The following is a 15,022-nucleotide window of genomic DNA, read 5'->3' as shown; positions in this document are numbered from 1 at the left end:
CATGGACTTCCAGCTCTCGGACGACCAGCGGGCCCTGCGGTCCGGCATGCGCGACCTGCTCGACGCGGCCTTCGACCGGGACCGGCTGCGGGCGGCGGTGGACCGGGGCGGGGCCCTGGACCGGACCCTGTGGCGGGAACTGGGCGCGGCCGGGTTCTTCGCGCTCCGGCTGCCGGAGGAGGCGGGCGGAGTGGGCCTCGGGCTGCCCGAGGCGGTGCTGCTCTTCGAGGAGGCGGGCCGGGCGCTGCTCCCGGGCCCGCTGGTCGCCACACACCTCGCGGCAGGCCTGGTGAAGGGCGCCGCCGAGGGCGAGGCGGTGGTGACCGCCGCGGACGGGCAGCTGCCGGTGGCGCACCTCGCGGAGGCGGACGCGGTGCTGGTGGGGGCCGAGGCGCTCAGCGGGGAGGCGCTGCGGGACGTCGTGGCCGCCGCCCGGCCCGTACGGTCGATGGACCCGCTCACACCGCTGCACCGGACGGCCGCGGCGGTCACGGGAGCGGCGGACGCGCCGACGATGACAGAGCGCACGCCGACGGCGACGGAGCGCACCCCGGCGTACGCGGGGCGGCTGCGGTACGAGGCCGCGTTGCTCACCGCCGCCGAGCAGCTCGGCAGCGCCGCCCGGACCACCGAGGCGGCCGTTCAACACGCCGGGGACCGCGAGCAGTTCGGATCGCCCATCGGATCGTTCCAGGCGGTCAAACATCTCTGCGCCGACATGCTCGCCCGCACCGAACCGGCCCGCGCCGCCGTGTACGCGGCCGCCGTGACCGGCGACCCGGTCGAGATCGCGGCGGCCAAACTGCTCGCCGACGAGGCGGCCGTACGCAACGCCCGCGACTGCCTCCAGATCCACGGCGGGATGGGCTTCACCTGGGAGGCAGATGTTCACCTCCACCTGAAACGGGCCTGGCTCCGGTCCGCGCGCTGGCTCACCGGGGCCGGGGCGGAGGAGCTGCTGGCCGCCGGACTGGGGGCCGCGCGGCCGCTTCCCGGCAGCTCGGCGGCGTACGGCCCGGGGGCCCCGGAAGCAGGGGGCGGAGGGTGACGCAACGCATCCGTGCCGTGCCGATACCGGCTTGTGTCCTTTGCGTGATTCGTCACCGGGTGGAGTCGGGGCCCGGCTCGGGTACGCTCCGTGGGATGCGAGTGGTTCTGGAACCGGGCGATCCGGGGGCGGCCTGTGCGGCGGCTCCGGTCCGGAGCGAGGGCTCTCGCCGGAGATGTGCCGGGCCTGCCCGAAGAGCGTTTCTCGCAGTCTCTGCGCGCTCCTGTTCGACTCCCCGCAGCGTGCGTCGCACAGTATGCACCACGCGTACTCCTTCGCGCTGGAATATGCCCGAAGCGCTTGTTGCGGTGACTGTACGTCAACCATGCTGTCGCGTAAGGGAATCACGTTCCGTGACCCTGAGGAGGCGCGAGGCGATGTGTCCGCCGGTTCGGATGGTGTGAGCGGTGCAGGTGCTTCAGGTTCAGCTGGAGGTCGGTCCGGATCCCGCAGAGGTGGGGCGGGCCCGTAGGTGGGCGCGGTCGCGTCTGGTCGGTTCCGGGATAGGGGATGACGAGCCGCTCGCCGAGACGCTCATCCTGCTGATCTCGGAGCTGGTCACCAACGCCGTCGTCCACACGGGCTGTCCCGCCGTGCTGCGGATGCTCTTCGGCGGGGCCGGGTCCTCCGGCGCGGCCGGGACCGTCCGGGTCGAGGTCGCGGACGCCAGCGACTGTCCGCCGCTCCAGCGGCACGCGGAGGGCGACGAGACGGGCGGCCGGGGCCTGGAACTGGTGGACGGCCTCGCGGACCGCTGGGGCTGGCTGCCGGAGGGCGCCGGGAAGCAGATCTGGTGCGAGGTCGACCGGAGCGCCCCGGCGCGGGGCCCGGAGCAGCCGCCGGGCGTGGGCCGGGGCGGCGAGGTGTGCGAACCGCCCTCCTGCCTCTTCACCAAGAATCTGGCCTGAGCGCCGCCGCCCGCCGCCTCCGGCCGTTCACAGGACCGCGACCGGGGCCACCGGTGAACCGGTGGCCCCGGCGAACGGCTCCGGCGCCGCGCTGAGCAGAAAGGCGTGCCGGCCCTCCTGCGCGCATGCCTCGGACAGCGCCTCCAGGTTCCAGTTCTGGCCCTGGAGCAGGCCCATCTCGACCAGGTGCAGCGCGTGCACCGGCAGCCACAGGTCCTCGATCTCCGGCGGGAAGATCTCGAAGGTCAGGGTGTCGTTGGCGACCGCCGCCACGTCCCGGGCGTGGAACCACTCGGGCGTGCGCACGGAAAGCCCCGGCGACGGATAGCCGTACGCTCCTCGGTCCCCGGCGAGCGCGAGGCGCACCTGCCCGGTCCGTACGAGCACGATGTCCCCGGCCCGTACGGTCACGCCTCCGAACTCCTCCGCCGCCGCCAGGTCCTCCGGCGTCACGGCGTGGTCCCCGGGCAGCCGGTCGACGCCCCGGGCGCGGGCCACGTCCAGCAGGACCCCGCGCGAGACGAGGTGCTCCACGGCGGCGATGGACGAGAACCGGGCTCCGCCGTGGGCGGTGATCGTGTCCGCCGGGCGGCCGTTGTAGATCTTCCCGCTGTGCGAGACATGGGTCAGCGCGTCCCAGTGGGTCGAGGCCTGGAGCCCCATCGTGACGGCGTCGTCGCTGGTGGCGACCGTACCGGGGCCGAAGATCTCCTGGTTGATCTGCACCATCGTGTGCAGCGGATTGATCCGGCCCGGGATGAGGCCGCTCTGCACCCCGTCCTGCCGGAGCGGCAGCGCGAGCGGTATCCGGCGGCCGGTGCGGACGGTTCCGACGGCCTCCCGTACGACGGCGTCGGTGATCAGGTTCAGCGTCCCGAGTTCGTCGGCCTCTCCCCAGCGGCCCCAGTTGTTGACGCGCTTGGCGATCTCGTGGAACTCGGCCGGCAGGGACATGGGGACCTCCTGGGTCTTGTGCCGGGGCATCCGACTGCCCGTAAAATCTAACGGTCCGTCAGAAACCGCGGGAAGGGGCCGGGCATGGGGAACTTCTTGGCAGGCAGGGTGGTCGCCGTGACAGGCGCCGGCCGGGGCATCGGGCGGGCGGTCGCGCTCGCCGCGGCGGGGGAGGGGGCGCGGGTCGTCGTCAACGACTACGGCGTCTCCGTCGCGGGCTCCGAACCGACCAGCGAGATCGCCGGGGCCGTCGTCAAGGAGATCGAGGCGGCGGGCGGCGAGGCGGTCGCGGTGGCCGACGACATCTCCACGATGGCGGGCGGGCAGCGGATCGTGGACACCGCGCTGGCGGAGTACGGCCGGCTCGACGGGGTGGTCTGCGTGGCCGGGATCCTCCGCGAGCGGATGCTGTTCAACATGTCCGAGGAGGAGTGGGACCCGGTCCTCGCCACCCATCTGAAAGGCACGTTCACGGTCTTCCGGGCCGCGTCAGCGGTGATGCGGAAGCAGGAGGGCGGCGGCACGCTGATCGGCTTCACCAGCGGCAACCACCAGGGCAGCGTCTCCCAGGCCAACTACAGCGCGGCGAAGGGCGGGATCATCTCGCTGGTGCGCAGCGCGGCGCTCGGCCTGCACAAGTACGGCGTCACGGCGAACGCGGTCGCGCCCGTCGCCCGGACCCGGATGTCGGCCGGGGTGCCGATGGAGCTGAAGGAGATCGGGGAGCCGGAGGACGTGGCGGCGCTCGTCGTCTACCTGCTGAGCGAACGGGCGCGGGCGGAGCGGATCACCGGGCAGGTGTACACGATCGCGGGCCCGAAGATCGCGGTGTGGGCCCAGCCGAGGGAGTTGCGGGCGGGGTACGCGGAGGGGGCGGCCTGGACCCCGGAACGGATCGCGGACTTCCTGCCCGGGACGGTGGGCGTGGACCCGATGCCGATGCTGGCGCGGCTGGAGGAGATGGCGGCGGCGGCCAAGTCGGGCGACCGGCCGAACGCCTCCAGTCCCTCCGGCGTGCCCGCGCGGGACGACCGGGGTAACTCCAGCCCCTCCGGCGATTGAGGAGCGGGGGTCTGGGGGCGGAGCCCCCGGGGCGCTGCCCCGGACCCCGCTCCTCAATCGCCGGAGGGGCTGGATGTGCGGACCCCGGTTCTCAATCGCCGGAGGGGCTTGATTTCTGGAGGCACGTATGGACTTTCGTACCGAGGTGCGCACCTGGCTGGCGGACCACCTCACCGACACCCCCCACCCCCGCACGTGGGAACGCGAGTTGGGGAAGGCCGGCTGGATCGGGATCGGCTGGCCCGGCGAAGACGGCGAGAGTTACGGCAACCGCCGCGCCACCCTCCCCGAGCAGGTCGTCTGGGCCGAGGAGTACGCCCGCTCAGGAGCCCCCGCCCGGATGGGCCACATCGGGGAGAACCTCCTCGCGCCGACCCTGATCACCTACGGCACCGAGGAGCAGAAGCACCGCCATCTGCCCCCCGTCGCCCGGGGCGAGACCCTCTGGTGCCAGGGGTACAGCGAACCGGGCGCGGGCTCCGACCTCGCCGGGGTGCGCACCGCCGCCGTACCGGACGGGACCGGCGCGTACGCCGTGACCGGGCAGAAGATCTGGACCTCGCTCGCCCTGGACGCCGACTGGTGCTTCGTCCTCGCCCGCACCGACCCCGGCTCCACCCGCCACCACGGGCTGTCGTTCCTGCTGGTGGAGATGGACCAGCCGGGGCGGATCGAGGTCCGGCCGATCCGGCAGCTGACCGGCACCAGCGAGTTCAACGAGGTCTTCCTCGACGGGGCGCGGGCCACCGAGGCCGTCGGCGGCGAGGGCAACGGCTGGCAGGTCGCCATGGGCCTCCTCGCCCTGGAGCGCGGGGTCTCCACCCTCGCCCAGCAGGTCGGGTTCGCCGCGGAGCTGGACCGGGTGATCGCCGCCGCCGTGGCGAGCGGGGCCGCCGAGGACCCGGTCATCAGGGCCCGGCTCGTCCGCCAGTGGGCCGAGCTGGACACCATGCGCCGCCACGCCCTGCGCACCCTCGGCGCCACCGGCGACCCGGGCGCGCCCAGCACGGCGAAGCTGCTGTGGGGCGGCTGGCACCAGCGGCTCGGCGAACTGGCCGTGCAGGTGGCGGGCGAGGCCGGGGCCGTCGGCCCGGAGCCGTGGACGGCGGAGCGACCTTACGAACTCACCGACGCACAGCACCTGTTCCTCTTCAGCCGGGCCGACACCATCTACGGCGGCTCCGACGAGATCCAGCGGAACATCATCGCCGAGCGGGTGCTCGGCCTACCGAGGGAGCCGAGATGAGAGGCGTCGTCTTCGACGGCACACGGACCGAGGTCGTGGACGACCTGGAGATACGCGACCCGGGCCCCGGCGAGGTGCTGGTGGCGGTCGCCGCCGCCGGACTCTGCCACAGCGACCTGTCGGTCATCGACGGCACCATCCCCTTCCCGGTCCCCGTCGTGCTCGGCCACGAGGGCGCGGGCGTGGTGGAGGCGGTCGGGCCCGGCGTCGGCCACGTACGGCCCGGTGATCACGTCGCGCTGTCCACCCTCGCCAACTGCGGGGCCTGCGCCCAGTGCGACCGGGGCAGGCCGACGATGTGCCGCAAGGCGATCGGGCGGCCCGGGCGGCCGTTCTCGCGGGGCGGGAAGCCGCTGTTCCAGTTCGCCTCCAACTCCGCTTTCGCCGAACGTACGGTGGTGCGCGCCGTCCAGGCGGTCAGGATCCCGGCCGACCTGCCCCTCACCTCCGCCGCCCTGATCGGCTGCGGGGTGCTCACCGGCGTCGGGGCGGTCCTGAACCGGGCGAAGGTCGACCGGGGCGACAGCGTCGTGGTCATCGGCACCGGCGGTATCGGCCTCAATGTGCTCCAGGGGGCCAGGCTGGCCGGCGCGCTCACCGTCGTCGCGGTCGACAGCAACCCGGCGAAGGAGGCGGTGGCCCGGCGGTTCGGTGCCACACACTTCCTGACCGGCGCCGAAGGAGTGCGCGACATCCTCCCCGACGGGGCCGACCACGCCTTCGAGTGCGTCGGCCGCACCGAGCTGATCCGCCAGGCGATCGACCTCCTCGACCGGCACGGCCAGGCCGTGCTCCTGGGCGTACCGGCGGCGAGCGCCGAGGCGTCGTTCCTGGTCTCCTCGATGTACCTGGACAAGTCGATCCTCGGCTGCCGCTACGGCTCCTCGCGGCCGCAGCGCGACATCGCCCTGTACGCGGACCTCTACCGGGAGGGCCGGCTGCTGCTGGACGAGCTGGTGACGGAGACGTACCCGGTGGAGGACTTCGCCAAGGCGGCCGACGACGCGCACCACGGGCGGGTGGCCCGGGGGGTGCTGGTCTTCTGACGCGGTCACGGGGTCAGCACGCCCGGGCCTCGGCGGCGGTCTTCAGTTCGCCGAGCCACGCTTCGAGGCCCTGCTTCAGGATCTCGGTGGCGTAGGGGACGGCTGCGTCGACCTGTTCGCCGGTGTGGGTCTCCTCGGTACGGACGAGGACGCCGCCCCGGACCTGGGTGAAGGTCCACACGTGTACGCCGTCGATGTGCAGCCCCTCGCCGACGGCGGGGCCGGTCCAGCGCATGCAGGAGCCGCGCTTCAGCTGCTCGACGGTGGAGGTGATGTCCAGGCTGGTGGCGGGGGTCGCCGGGTTGGGCGGGACCGGGGTCGTCCACCGGAACGCCGAACCCGGTCGGAAGGGCCCGTGGTCGAGGCGGTCCATGCTCGTGACGTGGGTCTGCCAGTCCGGCCAGCGCTCCACCTCGGTCTGGAGCTTCCAGACGGTGCTCAGCGGCGCGTCGATCACGGCCTCGGTCCGGGCGCGGACCAGGGCCGTGGAGTCGACGCCCTTGCCCTGGCAGGTGAGGGGCTTCGCGGGGCGCGGCGTCGCCCCGGCGGGCGCGGCGGCGGCGCCGAGGACGCCGGCGACGACCAGCGGGACGGTGAGCAGGGCGGCGGTGCGGGCACGGGACATGACGGCCTCCGTTGGTGAGTGCTTAAATCGTTCGTTAGAAGTTGTAACGCACGCCGCGTCGGGCGGTCAATGGTTTGCGTGATACCTTCTAACGAAACTTTGAGCAGGTAGCTCGAGGTCGGCGGGGAAGGCGGCGGACCATGGCGGAGAAGATCACGAAGGCCGGTGCGACGACTCCGCGCGAGCGCTACCGGGCCCAGGTGCGTACGGAGATCAAGGAACACGCGTGGAAGCAGATCGCCGAGGCGGGCGCCTCCGCGCTCTCCCTCAACGCGATCGCCAAGCAGATGGGCGTGAGCGGCCCCGCGCTCTACCGCTACTTCGCCGGCCGTGACGAGCTGATCACCGAGCTCATCCGGGACGCGTACCGCAGCCTCGCCGACGCCGTCCACACGGCCGCCGCCGACGGCGCCGACCTGGCCGGGCTCGCGCACGTCCTGCGCGACTGGGCCCTGGCGGACCCGCAGCGGTACTTCCTCATCTACGGCACCCCCGTCCCCGGCTATCACGCGCCCGAGGAGATCACCGGCATCTCGCAGGAGATCATGGCCGACCTGCTGACCGCCTGCGCGGCCCTCGAACCGGACGCGCCCGCCACCCCGTTCGCCGCCCATCTGGCCGACCACCGCGACTGGGCCGGGGACCACCCCGCCCCGCCCGCGGCCCTGCACCGGGCCCTCGCCTTCTGGACCCGGCTGCACGGCGTGCTGTCCCTGGAGCTGGCCGGGCACTTCACCGGCATGGCCTTCGACCCCGCCCTGCTCTTCCGGGCCGAACTGGACGACCTGGTGGCGCGGCGGGGCTGAGGCCCGAGCCCCGGAACCTCAGGAAACGCTGTCCGCCGAGGACCGGAACGTACGCCGGTAGACCGTCGGCGGCACGCCCAGGGCCGCCTGGAGGTGCTGGCGCAGCGAGGTCGCCGTGCCGAAGCCCGCGTCCCGGGCCACCTGGTCGATCGACAGGTCCGTCGACTCCAGCAGCTGGCGGGCCCGCTCCACCCGCTGCTGGGTGAGCCACTGGCCGGGGCTGATCCCGACCTCCTCGCGGAAGCGGCGCGTGAACGTCCGTACGCTCATCGCCTCCTGCTCCGCCATGTCCCGCAGCAGGATCGGCCGGTCGAGCCGGGCCAGCGCCCAGGCCCGGGCGGCGGTCGTGGTGGCGAACTGCGGCTCGGGGACGGGGCGGTGGATGTACTGCGCCTGCCCGCCGTCCCGGTGCGGGGGCACGACCGTGCGGCGGGCGATCTCGTTCGCCACGGCCGTCCCGTGGTCGCGCCGCACCAGGTGCAGGCAGAGGTCGATCCCGGCGGCGACCCCGGCGGAGGTGAGGACGTCGCCGTCGTCGATGAACAGGACGTCCGGGTCGACGCGGACCTGCGGGAAGATCCGCTGGAAGTGGTCGGCGGACGACCAGTGCGTGGTGGCGGGGCGGCCGTCGAGATAGCCGGCCGCCGCCAGGACGTAACTGCCGGTGCAGATGGAGACCATGCGGGTGCCGGGCCGGACCAGGGCGAGCGCGGCGGCCAGCTCCTCGGTGAGCCGACCCTCCTCGAAGACCGGGCCCAGTTCGTAGGAGGCGGGGACGACGACCGTGTCGGCGGTGGCGAGCGCCTCCGGGCCGTGCTCCACGAGGATCGAGAAGTCCGCGTCGGTCCTGACCGGGCCCGGCGGCCGGATCGAGCAGGTCACCACGTCGTAGAGCGTCCGGCTCCCGCCGCCCGACTCCGTGCCGATCGTGCGGCCGAAGATCCGCTGCGGAATGCCCAGTTCGAAGGGGAGCAGCCCGTCGAGGGCCAGAACGACGACGCGGTGCGGCACGGCGGCCTCCTCGAGGATCACAGAACAAATCCGTAGTGGTATAGACCATGAGCTGATACAGGTTAGCGACGTGATGGAGAAGCCGACAGAGCGCGCGTCCATTCCCGACGCCACGCGCGACACCCGTACGTCCCCGCTCCCGGACCCGGGCCCGGTCCCGCTCGACAGCGGCGGGTCCGGCGGGCCGGGCGGTACGGGCTTGGGCGCCGGGTCCTCCTTCGGGGCCGCCCCCGGGCCCGCAGGGCTCTGGAACCGTAACTTCCGCTACTTCTTCGTGGCCCGTACGGTCGCGCTCTTCGGCGACGGCATGATCCCGGTGGCCCTGACCGCCGGGCTGCTCGGCGCGGGGCGGCCCGCCTCCTCGGTCGGCTTCGCGCTCGCCGCCTGGATGGGGCCGCTGGCGGTGTTCGTCCTGTTCGGCGGGGTGCTCGCCGACCGCTTCACCCCGCGCCGCATGATGATCATCGCCGATGTGCTGCGGCTGATCGGCGCCTCCGTGCTGGCCGTGACCTTCGCGACCGGCAACCCGCCGCTGTGGGCGGTGTACGTCCTCAGCTCGGTGGCCGGCGTCGGCGCGGCGCTCTTCCAGCCCGGGGTCGCCTCGACCGTGCCGCGCGTCTCCACCGACGTCCAGCGCGCCAACGCCGTCCTGCGGGTCGCCGAGGCGCTGATGACCATGGCCGGACCCGCCTTCGCCGGAGCGCTCGTCGGCCTCGCCAGCGCCGGGGCCGTCTACGCGGCCAACGCGGCGACCTTCGCGGTCTCCGGCGCCTGCCTCTTCCTGATGCGGCTGGCCCCGGCCCCGCACGACGATGCGGCGCGCGGCACGTTCACCGCCGAACTGGTCGACGGCTGGCGGGAGTTCCGGGCCCGGTCCTGGCTGTGGGGCGTGATCGCGGTCTGGACGGTGTACGGCTTCGCGGTCCTCGGCCCGATGCTCCCGCTGACCGCCGTCCTGGTCACCGAGGCGCACGGCTCGGGGGCGTACGGAATGCTGATGGCGGTGAACGGTGCGGGCAGCGTCGTCGGCGGTCTCCTCGCCCTGCGGCTGCGCCCGTCGCACCCGCTGGCGGCGGGCGCGGTGGCGCTGCCGCTGGTGGCGGTGAGCCTGCTGGTGCTGGCGCTCGGGCTGCCGGTGCCGGTGCTGGCGGCGGGGCAGTTGCTGGCCGGCGGGGCGGCCGCGTTCTGGCTGGTGATGTGGTCCACGACGGTCCAGACGCACGTTCCGCCGGAGGCCCTGAACCGGCTGCACGCCTACGATGTGGCGGGCTCGCTCCTGATGGTCGCGGCGGGCCGCGCGCTGGCGGGCCCGGTGGCCGAGGCGGTGGGGGCGCCGGAGCTGCTGGTGGCGGCGGCCGTGATCAACATGGGGGTGGTGGCGGTGCTGCTGGTGGCCCGGCCGATCCGGCAGCTCAAGCGGATCGGGCTCGCATGAGGCGCTCGACACGGCCACCCTCGACGCCCATGCCCACGCCGACGCCCATGCCGACGCCGACGCCGACGCCCACGCCCACGCGGACGCTGACGCCCCGCGCGGTCGTGGAGAGCAGGCCCACGTCGCGCACGGTCGCGGAGCGCCCACCCGCGTCCCGGGGGCCCGTGCCCCGCCCGCTCGTGGCCCGCGCCGTCGCGGCGGTGGCGGCCGTCGCCACCGTGGCCGCGGGCCTCGCCGTGCGCGCCGGGGCGGACGGCGCGTTCGCCAAGTACGCGGGGAGCGCGCTCTATACGGTGCTGCTCTGCGCCCTCGTCGCCTTCTGCGCGCCCCGCGCGCGATCGGCCGTGGTGGCGGCCATGGCGCTGGCGGTGAGCTGGGCGGTGGAGTTCGCGCAGCTCACCGGCGTACCGGCGGAGCTGTCGGCACACAGTGCGGCGGCCCGGCTGGTGCTCGGCTCGACCTTCAACGCACCGGACCTGCTCTGGTACGCGGTGGGCGCGGCGGCGGCCTGGTCCGTCCACGCGGGCGCCACGAGGCTCCGCCGCTGACCGGTGGTGCCGCTGTGCGCGAAGCTCCGGCCCTCCGTACGCCGGACCGTGGCCCGATTCCTGCGAACCATGTCCTTCAGGCCACTCGCCGGAGAACCCGCAGGCCAAGAAGCTGGTCCATGTGACCGAGACCATCGAAAGCGCCGCGCAGGACGACCGGCGGCCGCCCCGCGAGACGCGCCGCCGCTTCCCCTTCTCCGTCCACCGGGCGTGGATCGTCGCCGCCGTCACCTTCGTGACGATCATCGGCGGCGCGGCCTTCAACTCGCTGCCCGGACTGCTCATCGAACCGCTCCACAGCGAGTTCGGCTGGTCGCGGGGCGAGATCGGGCTCGCGGTCTCCATCGACATGGCGCTGTACGGGCTGACCGCGCCGTTCGCCGCCGCGCTCATGGACCGCTTCGGCATCCGGCGGGTCGTGGCGGTCGCGCTCACCATGGTGGCGGCCGGGGCGATCGCCAGCGTCTGGATGACCGCTTCCTGGCAACTGATGATCTATTGGGGCCTGTTGGTCGGCCTCGGTACCGGTTCGATGGCGATGGCGTTCGCCGCGACCGTCACCAACCGCTGGTTCGTGGCCCGCCGGGGCCTGGTCACCGGCATCCTCACCGCGGCGGGCGCCTCCGGACAGCTCGTCTTCCTGCCGCTCTGCGCCTGGATCGTCGACCGGCACGGCTGGCAACCCGCGTCGATCACCGTCGCCCTGGCCGCTCTGGTCGTCGTCCCGTTCGTCTGGCTCCTGATGCGCGACCACCCGGCCGATGTGGGGCTCGCCCCGTACGGCGGTACGTATCTGGCGAAGCCGGCCCCGGCCCGGGGCGCCGCGCGCCGGACGGTACGGGTGCTGTTCGACGCCGCCCGCACCGGCCCGTTCTGGCTGCTCGCCGGCACCTTCGCGATCTGCGGGGCCTCCACCAACGGCCTGATCCGCACCCACTTCGTCCCCTTCGCCCACGACAACCACATGCCCATCACCGTGGCGGCCTCGCTGCTCGCGGTGATCGGGGTCTTCGACGTCATCGGCACGATCTTCTCCGGCTGGCTCACCGACCGCTTCGACGCCCGCAGGCTGCTCGCCGTCTACTACGCGCTGCGCGGGATCTCCCTGCTGTTCCTGCCGCTGCTGATCGGCCCCGAGGTGCAGCCGCCGATGATCTTCTTCATCGTGTTCTACGGCCTCGACTGGGTCGCCACGGTCCCGCCGACGCTGGCGCTCTGCCGCGAGCAGTACGGCGAGGACAGCGCGATCGTCTTCGGCTGGGTGCTGGCCTCGCACCAGGTGGGCGCGGCGGTGGTGGCGTTCCTCGGCGGGGTCGCGCGGGACGTCTTCGGCAGCTACGACGTGGTCTGGTACGCGTCGGGGGCGCTGTGTGCGATGGCGGCGCTGATGTCGCTGGTGATCCGCCGGGTCCGGCAGCCGCAGGCCGGGCTCAGCGGCTGAAGCGGCCGAACGCGCCCCGGTGGAAGAGGAGAGGATCGCCCTCCGCCGCCGCCCCCAGCGCCTCCACCCGGCCGACCACGATGAGATGGTCGCCGCCGGTGTGGACGGCGTGGATCCGGCAGTCGATCCAGGCGGGTACGGAGTCGAGCAGCGGCGAGCCGGTCGCCGGGGCGTTCGTGTAGGCCACTCCCGCGAACTTGTCGGCGCCGCTCACCGCGAACCCCCGGCACAGCGCGCCCTGTTCGGCCCCCAGGATGTTCACGCAGAACGCCCCGGCGCGGGCGATGCGCGGCCAGGTCGTCGACGTACGGGCGACCATGAAGGACACCAGCGGCGGGTCGAGCGAGAGCGAGGCGAAGGACTGGCAGGCGAAGCCCGTCGGGCCGTCCGAGTCGTGTGCGGTGACCACGGTGACGCCGCTGGCGAAGTGGCCCAGCACGCGCCGGAATTCGTCGGGTGCGACGGGCGGCCGCTCGTCGTCCCGGACCGCTCGCAGGTCCGGCCGGGGCAGCGCCTCGGGCGGCGCCTCCGGTGCGGCTGTCGTGGCGGCGCCGACGGACCTGAGGTACCGGACGGCGGTGGCGGCCATGCCTGCGTGTCCCATCACGCCGTCCATTAGAGCTGACGGATCGTCAGATGTGAACCCTCGTGGGTTGGTTGGTGGTCGATCGGTCGGGCGGGTGGGCGGTCCGGTGTCAGGTTCCGGAGCGCTTGGCGTAGTGGCGCTGAGCCTTCGCGCGGTTGCCGCAGCCCGCCATGGAGCACCAGCGGCGCGTCCCGTTCTTGGAGACGTCGTAGAAGTGCAGGACGCAGGCGTGGTTCGCGCACGGGCGGATGCGGTCGGGCCGGTCCGCGATCAGGCGCAGCCAGTTCTCCGCCGCGTACCAGGCGGGGATCCAGGACGGGTCGTCCACCTCCACCACGGACTCCGGTGACCCGTCGGGCCCCAGTGTGCGGCGGACGTGCCCGTGGGAGAGGACCTCGTTCAGCCGGTCGGCGTCCTCGGGGGCGGCCGGATCCGGGCGGGCGGCCGCGTCGGCCAGTGCGTCGAGCGCCGCCCGGGCCTGGAGAAGGCGGTCAAGCGTGGTGCGGTCGGCGGGCGGGGCGGGGGCGCCCTCCGGGGTCGCGGTGGGGCGGAGCTGTTCGCGTACCGCCGGGCTGTCCAGCCAGACGGCCAGGCCGGCCACGGAGTCCAGCAGGTCGTGCCGGACGCCCCCGTCGATCCAGCGGGTGTTGAGCAGATCGAGGGCGAGCGGCTCGCCGGTCAGCGGCCGGGGGTCGGCCTTGGGGGGATGCGACACGGCTGGGCTCCTTCCGTCGTGCGGGAGAGGTGGGCGAGGGCGGTCGACTCCTCGATCATAACCAGCCAAGTGGAGATCACCGGTTGACGCCGGGTGTTCTAACCTTCAAACTTGATATCAGTGGTTACGAGATCGTCTCGCGGCCCTGACCGAAGGAACGGGATCGACCATGGGCAAGGCGAAGAACCTCCAGACGGGTCATGTCGGCCTCAACGTCACCGACCTGGAGCGCTCGGCCGCCTTCTACCGCGAGGTCTTCGACTTCGAGGTGCTGGCGGAAGGCAAGGACGCCGATCGCCGCTGGGCCTTCCTGGGGCGCGATTCCCGGCTCGTGGTGACCCTGTGGCAGCAGAGCGAGGGCACGTTCGCGACGGCCCTCCCCGGTCTCCACCACCTCTCGTTCCAGGTGGACTCCGTCGAGGAGGTCCGGGTCACGGAGGAGGTTCTGCGCGGGCTGGGCGCGGAGTTCGCCCACGAGGGCGTCGTACCGCACGGCGAGAGCGGCACCTCGGGCGGCATCTTCTTCACCGACCCCGACGGCATCCGCCTGGAGGTCTACGCGCCCACCGGGGCCGACCCGGCGGACGCACCGACCGCCGGGGCTCCCACCTGCGGCTTCTTCTAGACCGGCGGAAAGGCGGGTGCAGGGCCATGAACGGATATCACCGGGGTGAGATCGCGGTGCAGGAGCGGGCGGGGCTCGCCCGCCGGGCGGCGAGCGCGGAACGGGCCATCCGCTCCGACATCCCCGAGGTGGCGGCGGACTTCCTCGCCCGACAGCCCTTCCTGGTGGTGGGCGGCGCGGACGAGCGGGGGCGGATCTGGGCGACCCAGCTCACCGGCGAGCCGGGATTCCTGAGCGTTCCCGCGCCGGACACCCTGCTCGTCGGGGCCCTGCCCCGGCCCGGCGATCCACTGGCCGGTCTGCTGGCCGACGCGGGCACGGGCGGGGCCGCCCCGGCCCGGATCGGCATGATCGCCATCGAACCGGCCACCCGCCGCCGGATGCGGATGAACGGCCGGGCGGCCCGGGCCGGCGACGGGCTCCGCGTCACTCTCGACCAGGCGGTCGCCAACTGCCCCAAGTACATCCAGGAGCGCCACCACCACCGGATCGCACCGGGCGAGGAGAGCGGGCAGCGGCACACGGTCACGGACGGCGACGCCCTGAGCCCCGAGCAGCAGGAGGCGCTGCGGGCCGCCGACACCTTCTTCGTCGCCACCGCGTCCGACCGGGGCGACGCCGACGCCTCGCACCGGGGCGGCAACCCGGGCTTCGTCCAGGTGGTCACGGACCGGCTGCTGCGCTGGCCCGACTACGCGGGCAACGGCATGTTCCTGACCCTGGGCAACCTCGAACTCAACCCGGCCGCCGGTCTCCTCGTGCCCGGCTGGGACACCGGGGCCACCCTCCACCTGACCGGTTCCGCCCGCACGGTCTGGGACGCGGACGCGGTGGCGCGGGTGCCGGGGGCCGAGCGGCTCGTGGAGTTCGAGGTCACCGCCGTACGGGAGGCCGCCGCCGCCTCCCCGCTGCGCTGGTCGGCCCCCGACTTCCATCGCTTCAACCCGCCGGTGGCCGCCGCCTGAA

16 protein-coding genes are annotated in these 15,022 nt (G+C 73.4%); 11 read left to right on the top strand and 5 right to left on the bottom strand.

Annotated elements, in window-relative coordinates; all coding sequences use genetic code 11:
- Position 1 precedes the first annotated feature (1 nt).
- Both G3I54_RS18420 and G3I54_RS18415 read left to right on the top strand, forming a co-directional pair.
- Entirely contained in the window at positions 2–1,048 is a 1,047-nt protein-coding gene (locus tag G3I54_RS18420) for an acyl-CoA dehydrogenase family protein (protein ID WP_164615953.1), read from the top strand.
- 407 nt (positions 1,049–1,455) lie between these two features.
- Entirely contained in the window at positions 1,456–1,956 is a 501-nt protein-coding gene (locus G3I54_RS18415; protein ID WP_164615952.1) for an ATP-binding protein, read from the top strand.
- 27 nt (positions 1,957–1,983) lie between these two features.
- On the opposite strand, the gene G3I54_RS18410 is transcribed toward G3I54_RS18415, so the two are convergent.
- A complete protein-coding gene (locus tag G3I54_RS18410) occupies positions 1,984–2,910 on the bottom strand; it encodes a cyclase family protein (protein ID WP_164615951.1) in 927 nt (308 codons plus the stop codon).
- Positions 2,911–2,994: 84 nt separating this feature from the next.
- Here G3I54_RS18410 and G3I54_RS18405 point away from each other — a divergent pair, with 84 nt between their 5' ends.
- The 3 genes from G3I54_RS18405 (at position 2,995) to G3I54_RS18395 (ending at position 6,264) form a co-directional block, all read left to right on the top strand.
- Positions 2,995–3,972 carry an SDR family oxidoreductase gene (locus G3I54_RS18405; RefSeq protein ID WP_164615950.1) on the top strand — a complete coding sequence of 326 codons (978 nt, stop codon included), beginning with the start codon at positions 2,995–2,997 and terminating at the stop codon, positions 3,970–3,972.
- A 127-nt stretch (positions 3,973–4,099) separates the two neighbouring features.
- Positions 4,100–5,218 carry an acyl-CoA dehydrogenase family protein gene (locus G3I54_RS18400; protein WP_164615949.1) on the top strand — a complete coding sequence of 373 codons (1,119 nt, stop codon included), beginning with the start codon at positions 4,100–4,102 and terminating at the stop codon, positions 5,216–5,218.
- Positions 5,215–6,264, top strand: a complete 1,050-nt coding sequence (locus G3I54_RS18395) for a Zn-dependent alcohol dehydrogenase (protein ID WP_164615948.1) — start codon at positions 5,215–5,217, stop codon at positions 6,262–6,264. The genes G3I54_RS18400 and G3I54_RS18395 overlap by 4 nt, the downstream gene beginning before the upstream one ends.
- Before the next feature lie 13 nt (positions 6,265–6,277).
- Here the strand turns inward: G3I54_RS18395 and G3I54_RS18390 are convergent, their stop codons facing one another.
- Positions 6,278–6,889: an SRPBCC family protein gene (locus tag G3I54_RS18390; protein WP_164615947.1), complete on the bottom strand. Its 612-nt coding sequence runs from the start codon at positions 6,887–6,889 to the stop codon at positions 6,278–6,280.
- A 140-nt stretch (positions 6,890–7,029) separates the two neighbouring features.
- On the opposite strand from G3I54_RS18390, the gene G3I54_RS18385 reads away from it, so the two are divergent.
- Positions 7,030–7,695 carry a TetR/AcrR family transcriptional regulator gene (locus tag G3I54_RS18385; RefSeq protein WP_164615946.1) on the top strand — a complete coding sequence of 222 codons (666 nt, stop codon included), beginning with the start codon at positions 7,030–7,032 and terminating at the stop codon, positions 7,693–7,695.
- 18 nt (positions 7,696–7,713) lie between these two features.
- On the opposite strand, the gene G3I54_RS18380 is transcribed toward G3I54_RS18385, so the two are convergent.
- On the bottom strand, positions 7,714–8,706 hold the full coding sequence (locus G3I54_RS18380; RefSeq protein ID WP_164616014.1) for a helix-turn-helix domain-containing protein: 993 nt from the start codon (positions 8,704–8,706) through the stop codon (positions 7,714–7,716).
- 73 nt (positions 8,707–8,779) lie between these two features.
- Between G3I54_RS18380 and G3I54_RS18375 the strand changes: the two genes are divergently transcribed.
- The 3 genes from G3I54_RS18375 to G3I54_RS18365 all read left to right on the top strand — a co-directional run bounded on the left by G3I54_RS18375 (position 8,780) and on the right by G3I54_RS18365 (position 12,130).
- Positions 8,780–10,141 carry an MFS transporter gene (locus G3I54_RS18375; protein WP_164615945.1) on the top strand — a complete coding sequence of 454 codons (1,362 nt, stop codon included), beginning with the start codon at positions 8,780–8,782 and terminating at the stop codon, positions 10,139–10,141.
- Positions 10,142–10,170: 29 nt separating this feature from the next.
- Positions 10,171–10,689 carry a DUF2809 domain-containing protein gene (locus G3I54_RS18370; protein WP_343240361.1) on the top strand — a complete coding sequence of 173 codons (519 nt, stop codon included), beginning with the start codon at positions 10,171–10,173 and terminating at the stop codon, positions 10,687–10,689.
- A gap of 121 nt (positions 10,690–10,810) precedes the next feature.
- Positions 10,811–12,130: an MFS transporter gene (locus tag G3I54_RS18365; RefSeq protein ID WP_164615944.1), complete on the top strand. Its 1,320-nt coding sequence runs from the start codon at positions 10,811–10,813 to the stop codon at positions 12,128–12,130.
- Here G3I54_RS18365 and G3I54_RS18360 read toward each other — a convergent pair.
- Positions 12,120–12,719: a flavin reductase family protein gene (locus tag G3I54_RS18360; RefSeq protein WP_164616012.1), complete on the bottom strand. Its 600-nt coding sequence runs from the start codon at positions 12,717–12,719 to the stop codon at positions 12,120–12,122. The two genes, G3I54_RS18365 and G3I54_RS18360, sit on opposite strands and share 11 nt — an antisense overlap.
- A 106-nt stretch (positions 12,720–12,825) precedes the next feature.
- Positions 12,826–13,431 carry a CGNR zinc finger domain-containing protein gene (locus G3I54_RS18355; RefSeq protein WP_164615943.1) on the bottom strand — a complete coding sequence of 202 codons (606 nt, stop codon included), beginning with the start codon at positions 13,429–13,431 and terminating at the stop codon, positions 12,826–12,828.
- 169 nt (positions 13,432–13,600) lie between these two features.
- On the opposite strand from G3I54_RS18355, the gene G3I54_RS18350 reads away from it, so the two are divergent.
- Positions 13,601–14,056 (top strand): VOC family protein, encoded by a 456-nt coding sequence (locus tag G3I54_RS18350; protein WP_164615942.1) that lies wholly within the window; start codon positions 13,601–13,603, stop codon positions 14,054–14,056.
- A 26-nt stretch (positions 14,057–14,082) separates the two neighbouring features.
- Positions 14,083–15,021, top strand: a complete 939-nt coding sequence (locus G3I54_RS18345) for a pyridoxamine 5'-phosphate oxidase family protein (protein ID WP_164615941.1) — start codon at positions 14,083–14,085, stop codon at positions 15,019–15,021.
- The last annotated feature ends 1 nt before the right edge of the window (position 15,022 follow it).

It is taken from the genome of Streptomyces sp. SID14515, from assembly GCF_010548505.1.
GTDB lineage: Bacteria > Actinomycetota > Actinomycetes > Streptomycetales > Streptomycetaceae > Streptomyces > Streptomyces caviscabies.
Note: the sequence above shows the minus strand (reverse complement) of the source record. Positions and strands in the feature narration are given on the sequence as shown.

Coding starts and splice junctions, on each gene's coding strand:
- G3I54_RS18420 (WP_164615953.1), top strand. CDS start 2: ATGGACTTCCAGCTCTCGGACGACCAGCGGGCCCTGCGGTCCGGCATG.
- G3I54_RS18410 (WP_164615951.1), bottom strand. CDS start 2,910: ATGTCCCTGCCGGCCGAGTTCCACGAGATCGCCAAGCGCGTCAACAAC.
- G3I54_RS18405 (WP_164615950.1), top strand. CDS start 2,995: ATGGGGAACTTCTTGGCAGGCAGGGTGGTCGCCGTGACAGGCGCCGGC.
- G3I54_RS18400 (WP_164615949.1), top strand. CDS start 4,100: ATGGACTTTCGTACCGAGGTGCGCACCTGGCTGGCGGACCACCTCACC.
- G3I54_RS18395 (WP_164615948.1), top strand. CDS start 5,215: ATGAGAGGCGTCGTCTTCGACGGCACACGGACCGAGGTCGTGGACGAC.
- G3I54_RS18390 (WP_164615947.1), bottom strand. CDS start 6,889: ATGTCCCGTGCCCGCACCGCCGCCCTGCTCACCGTCCCGCTGGTCGTC.
- G3I54_RS18385 (WP_164615946.1), top strand. CDS start 7,030: ATGGCGGAGAAGATCACGAAGGCCGGTGCGACGACTCCGCGCGAGCGC.
- G3I54_RS18375 (WP_164615945.1), top strand. CDS start 8,780: ATGGAGAAGCCGACAGAGCGCGCGTCCATTCCCGACGCCACGCGCGAC.
- G3I54_RS18370 (WP_343240361.1), top strand. CDS start 10,171: ATGCCCACGCCGACGCCCATGCCGACGCCGACGCCGACGCCCACGCCC.
- G3I54_RS18360 (WP_164616012.1), bottom strand. CDS start 12,719: ATGGCCGCCACCGCCGTCCGGTACCTCAGGTCCGTCGGCGCCGCCACG.
- G3I54_RS18350 (WP_164615942.1), top strand. CDS start 13,601: ATGGGCAAGGCGAAGAACCTCCAGACGGGTCATGTCGGCCTCAACGTC.
- G3I54_RS18345 (WP_164615941.1), top strand. CDS start 14,083: ATGAACGGATATCACCGGGGTGAGATCGCGGTGCAGGAGCGGGCGGGG.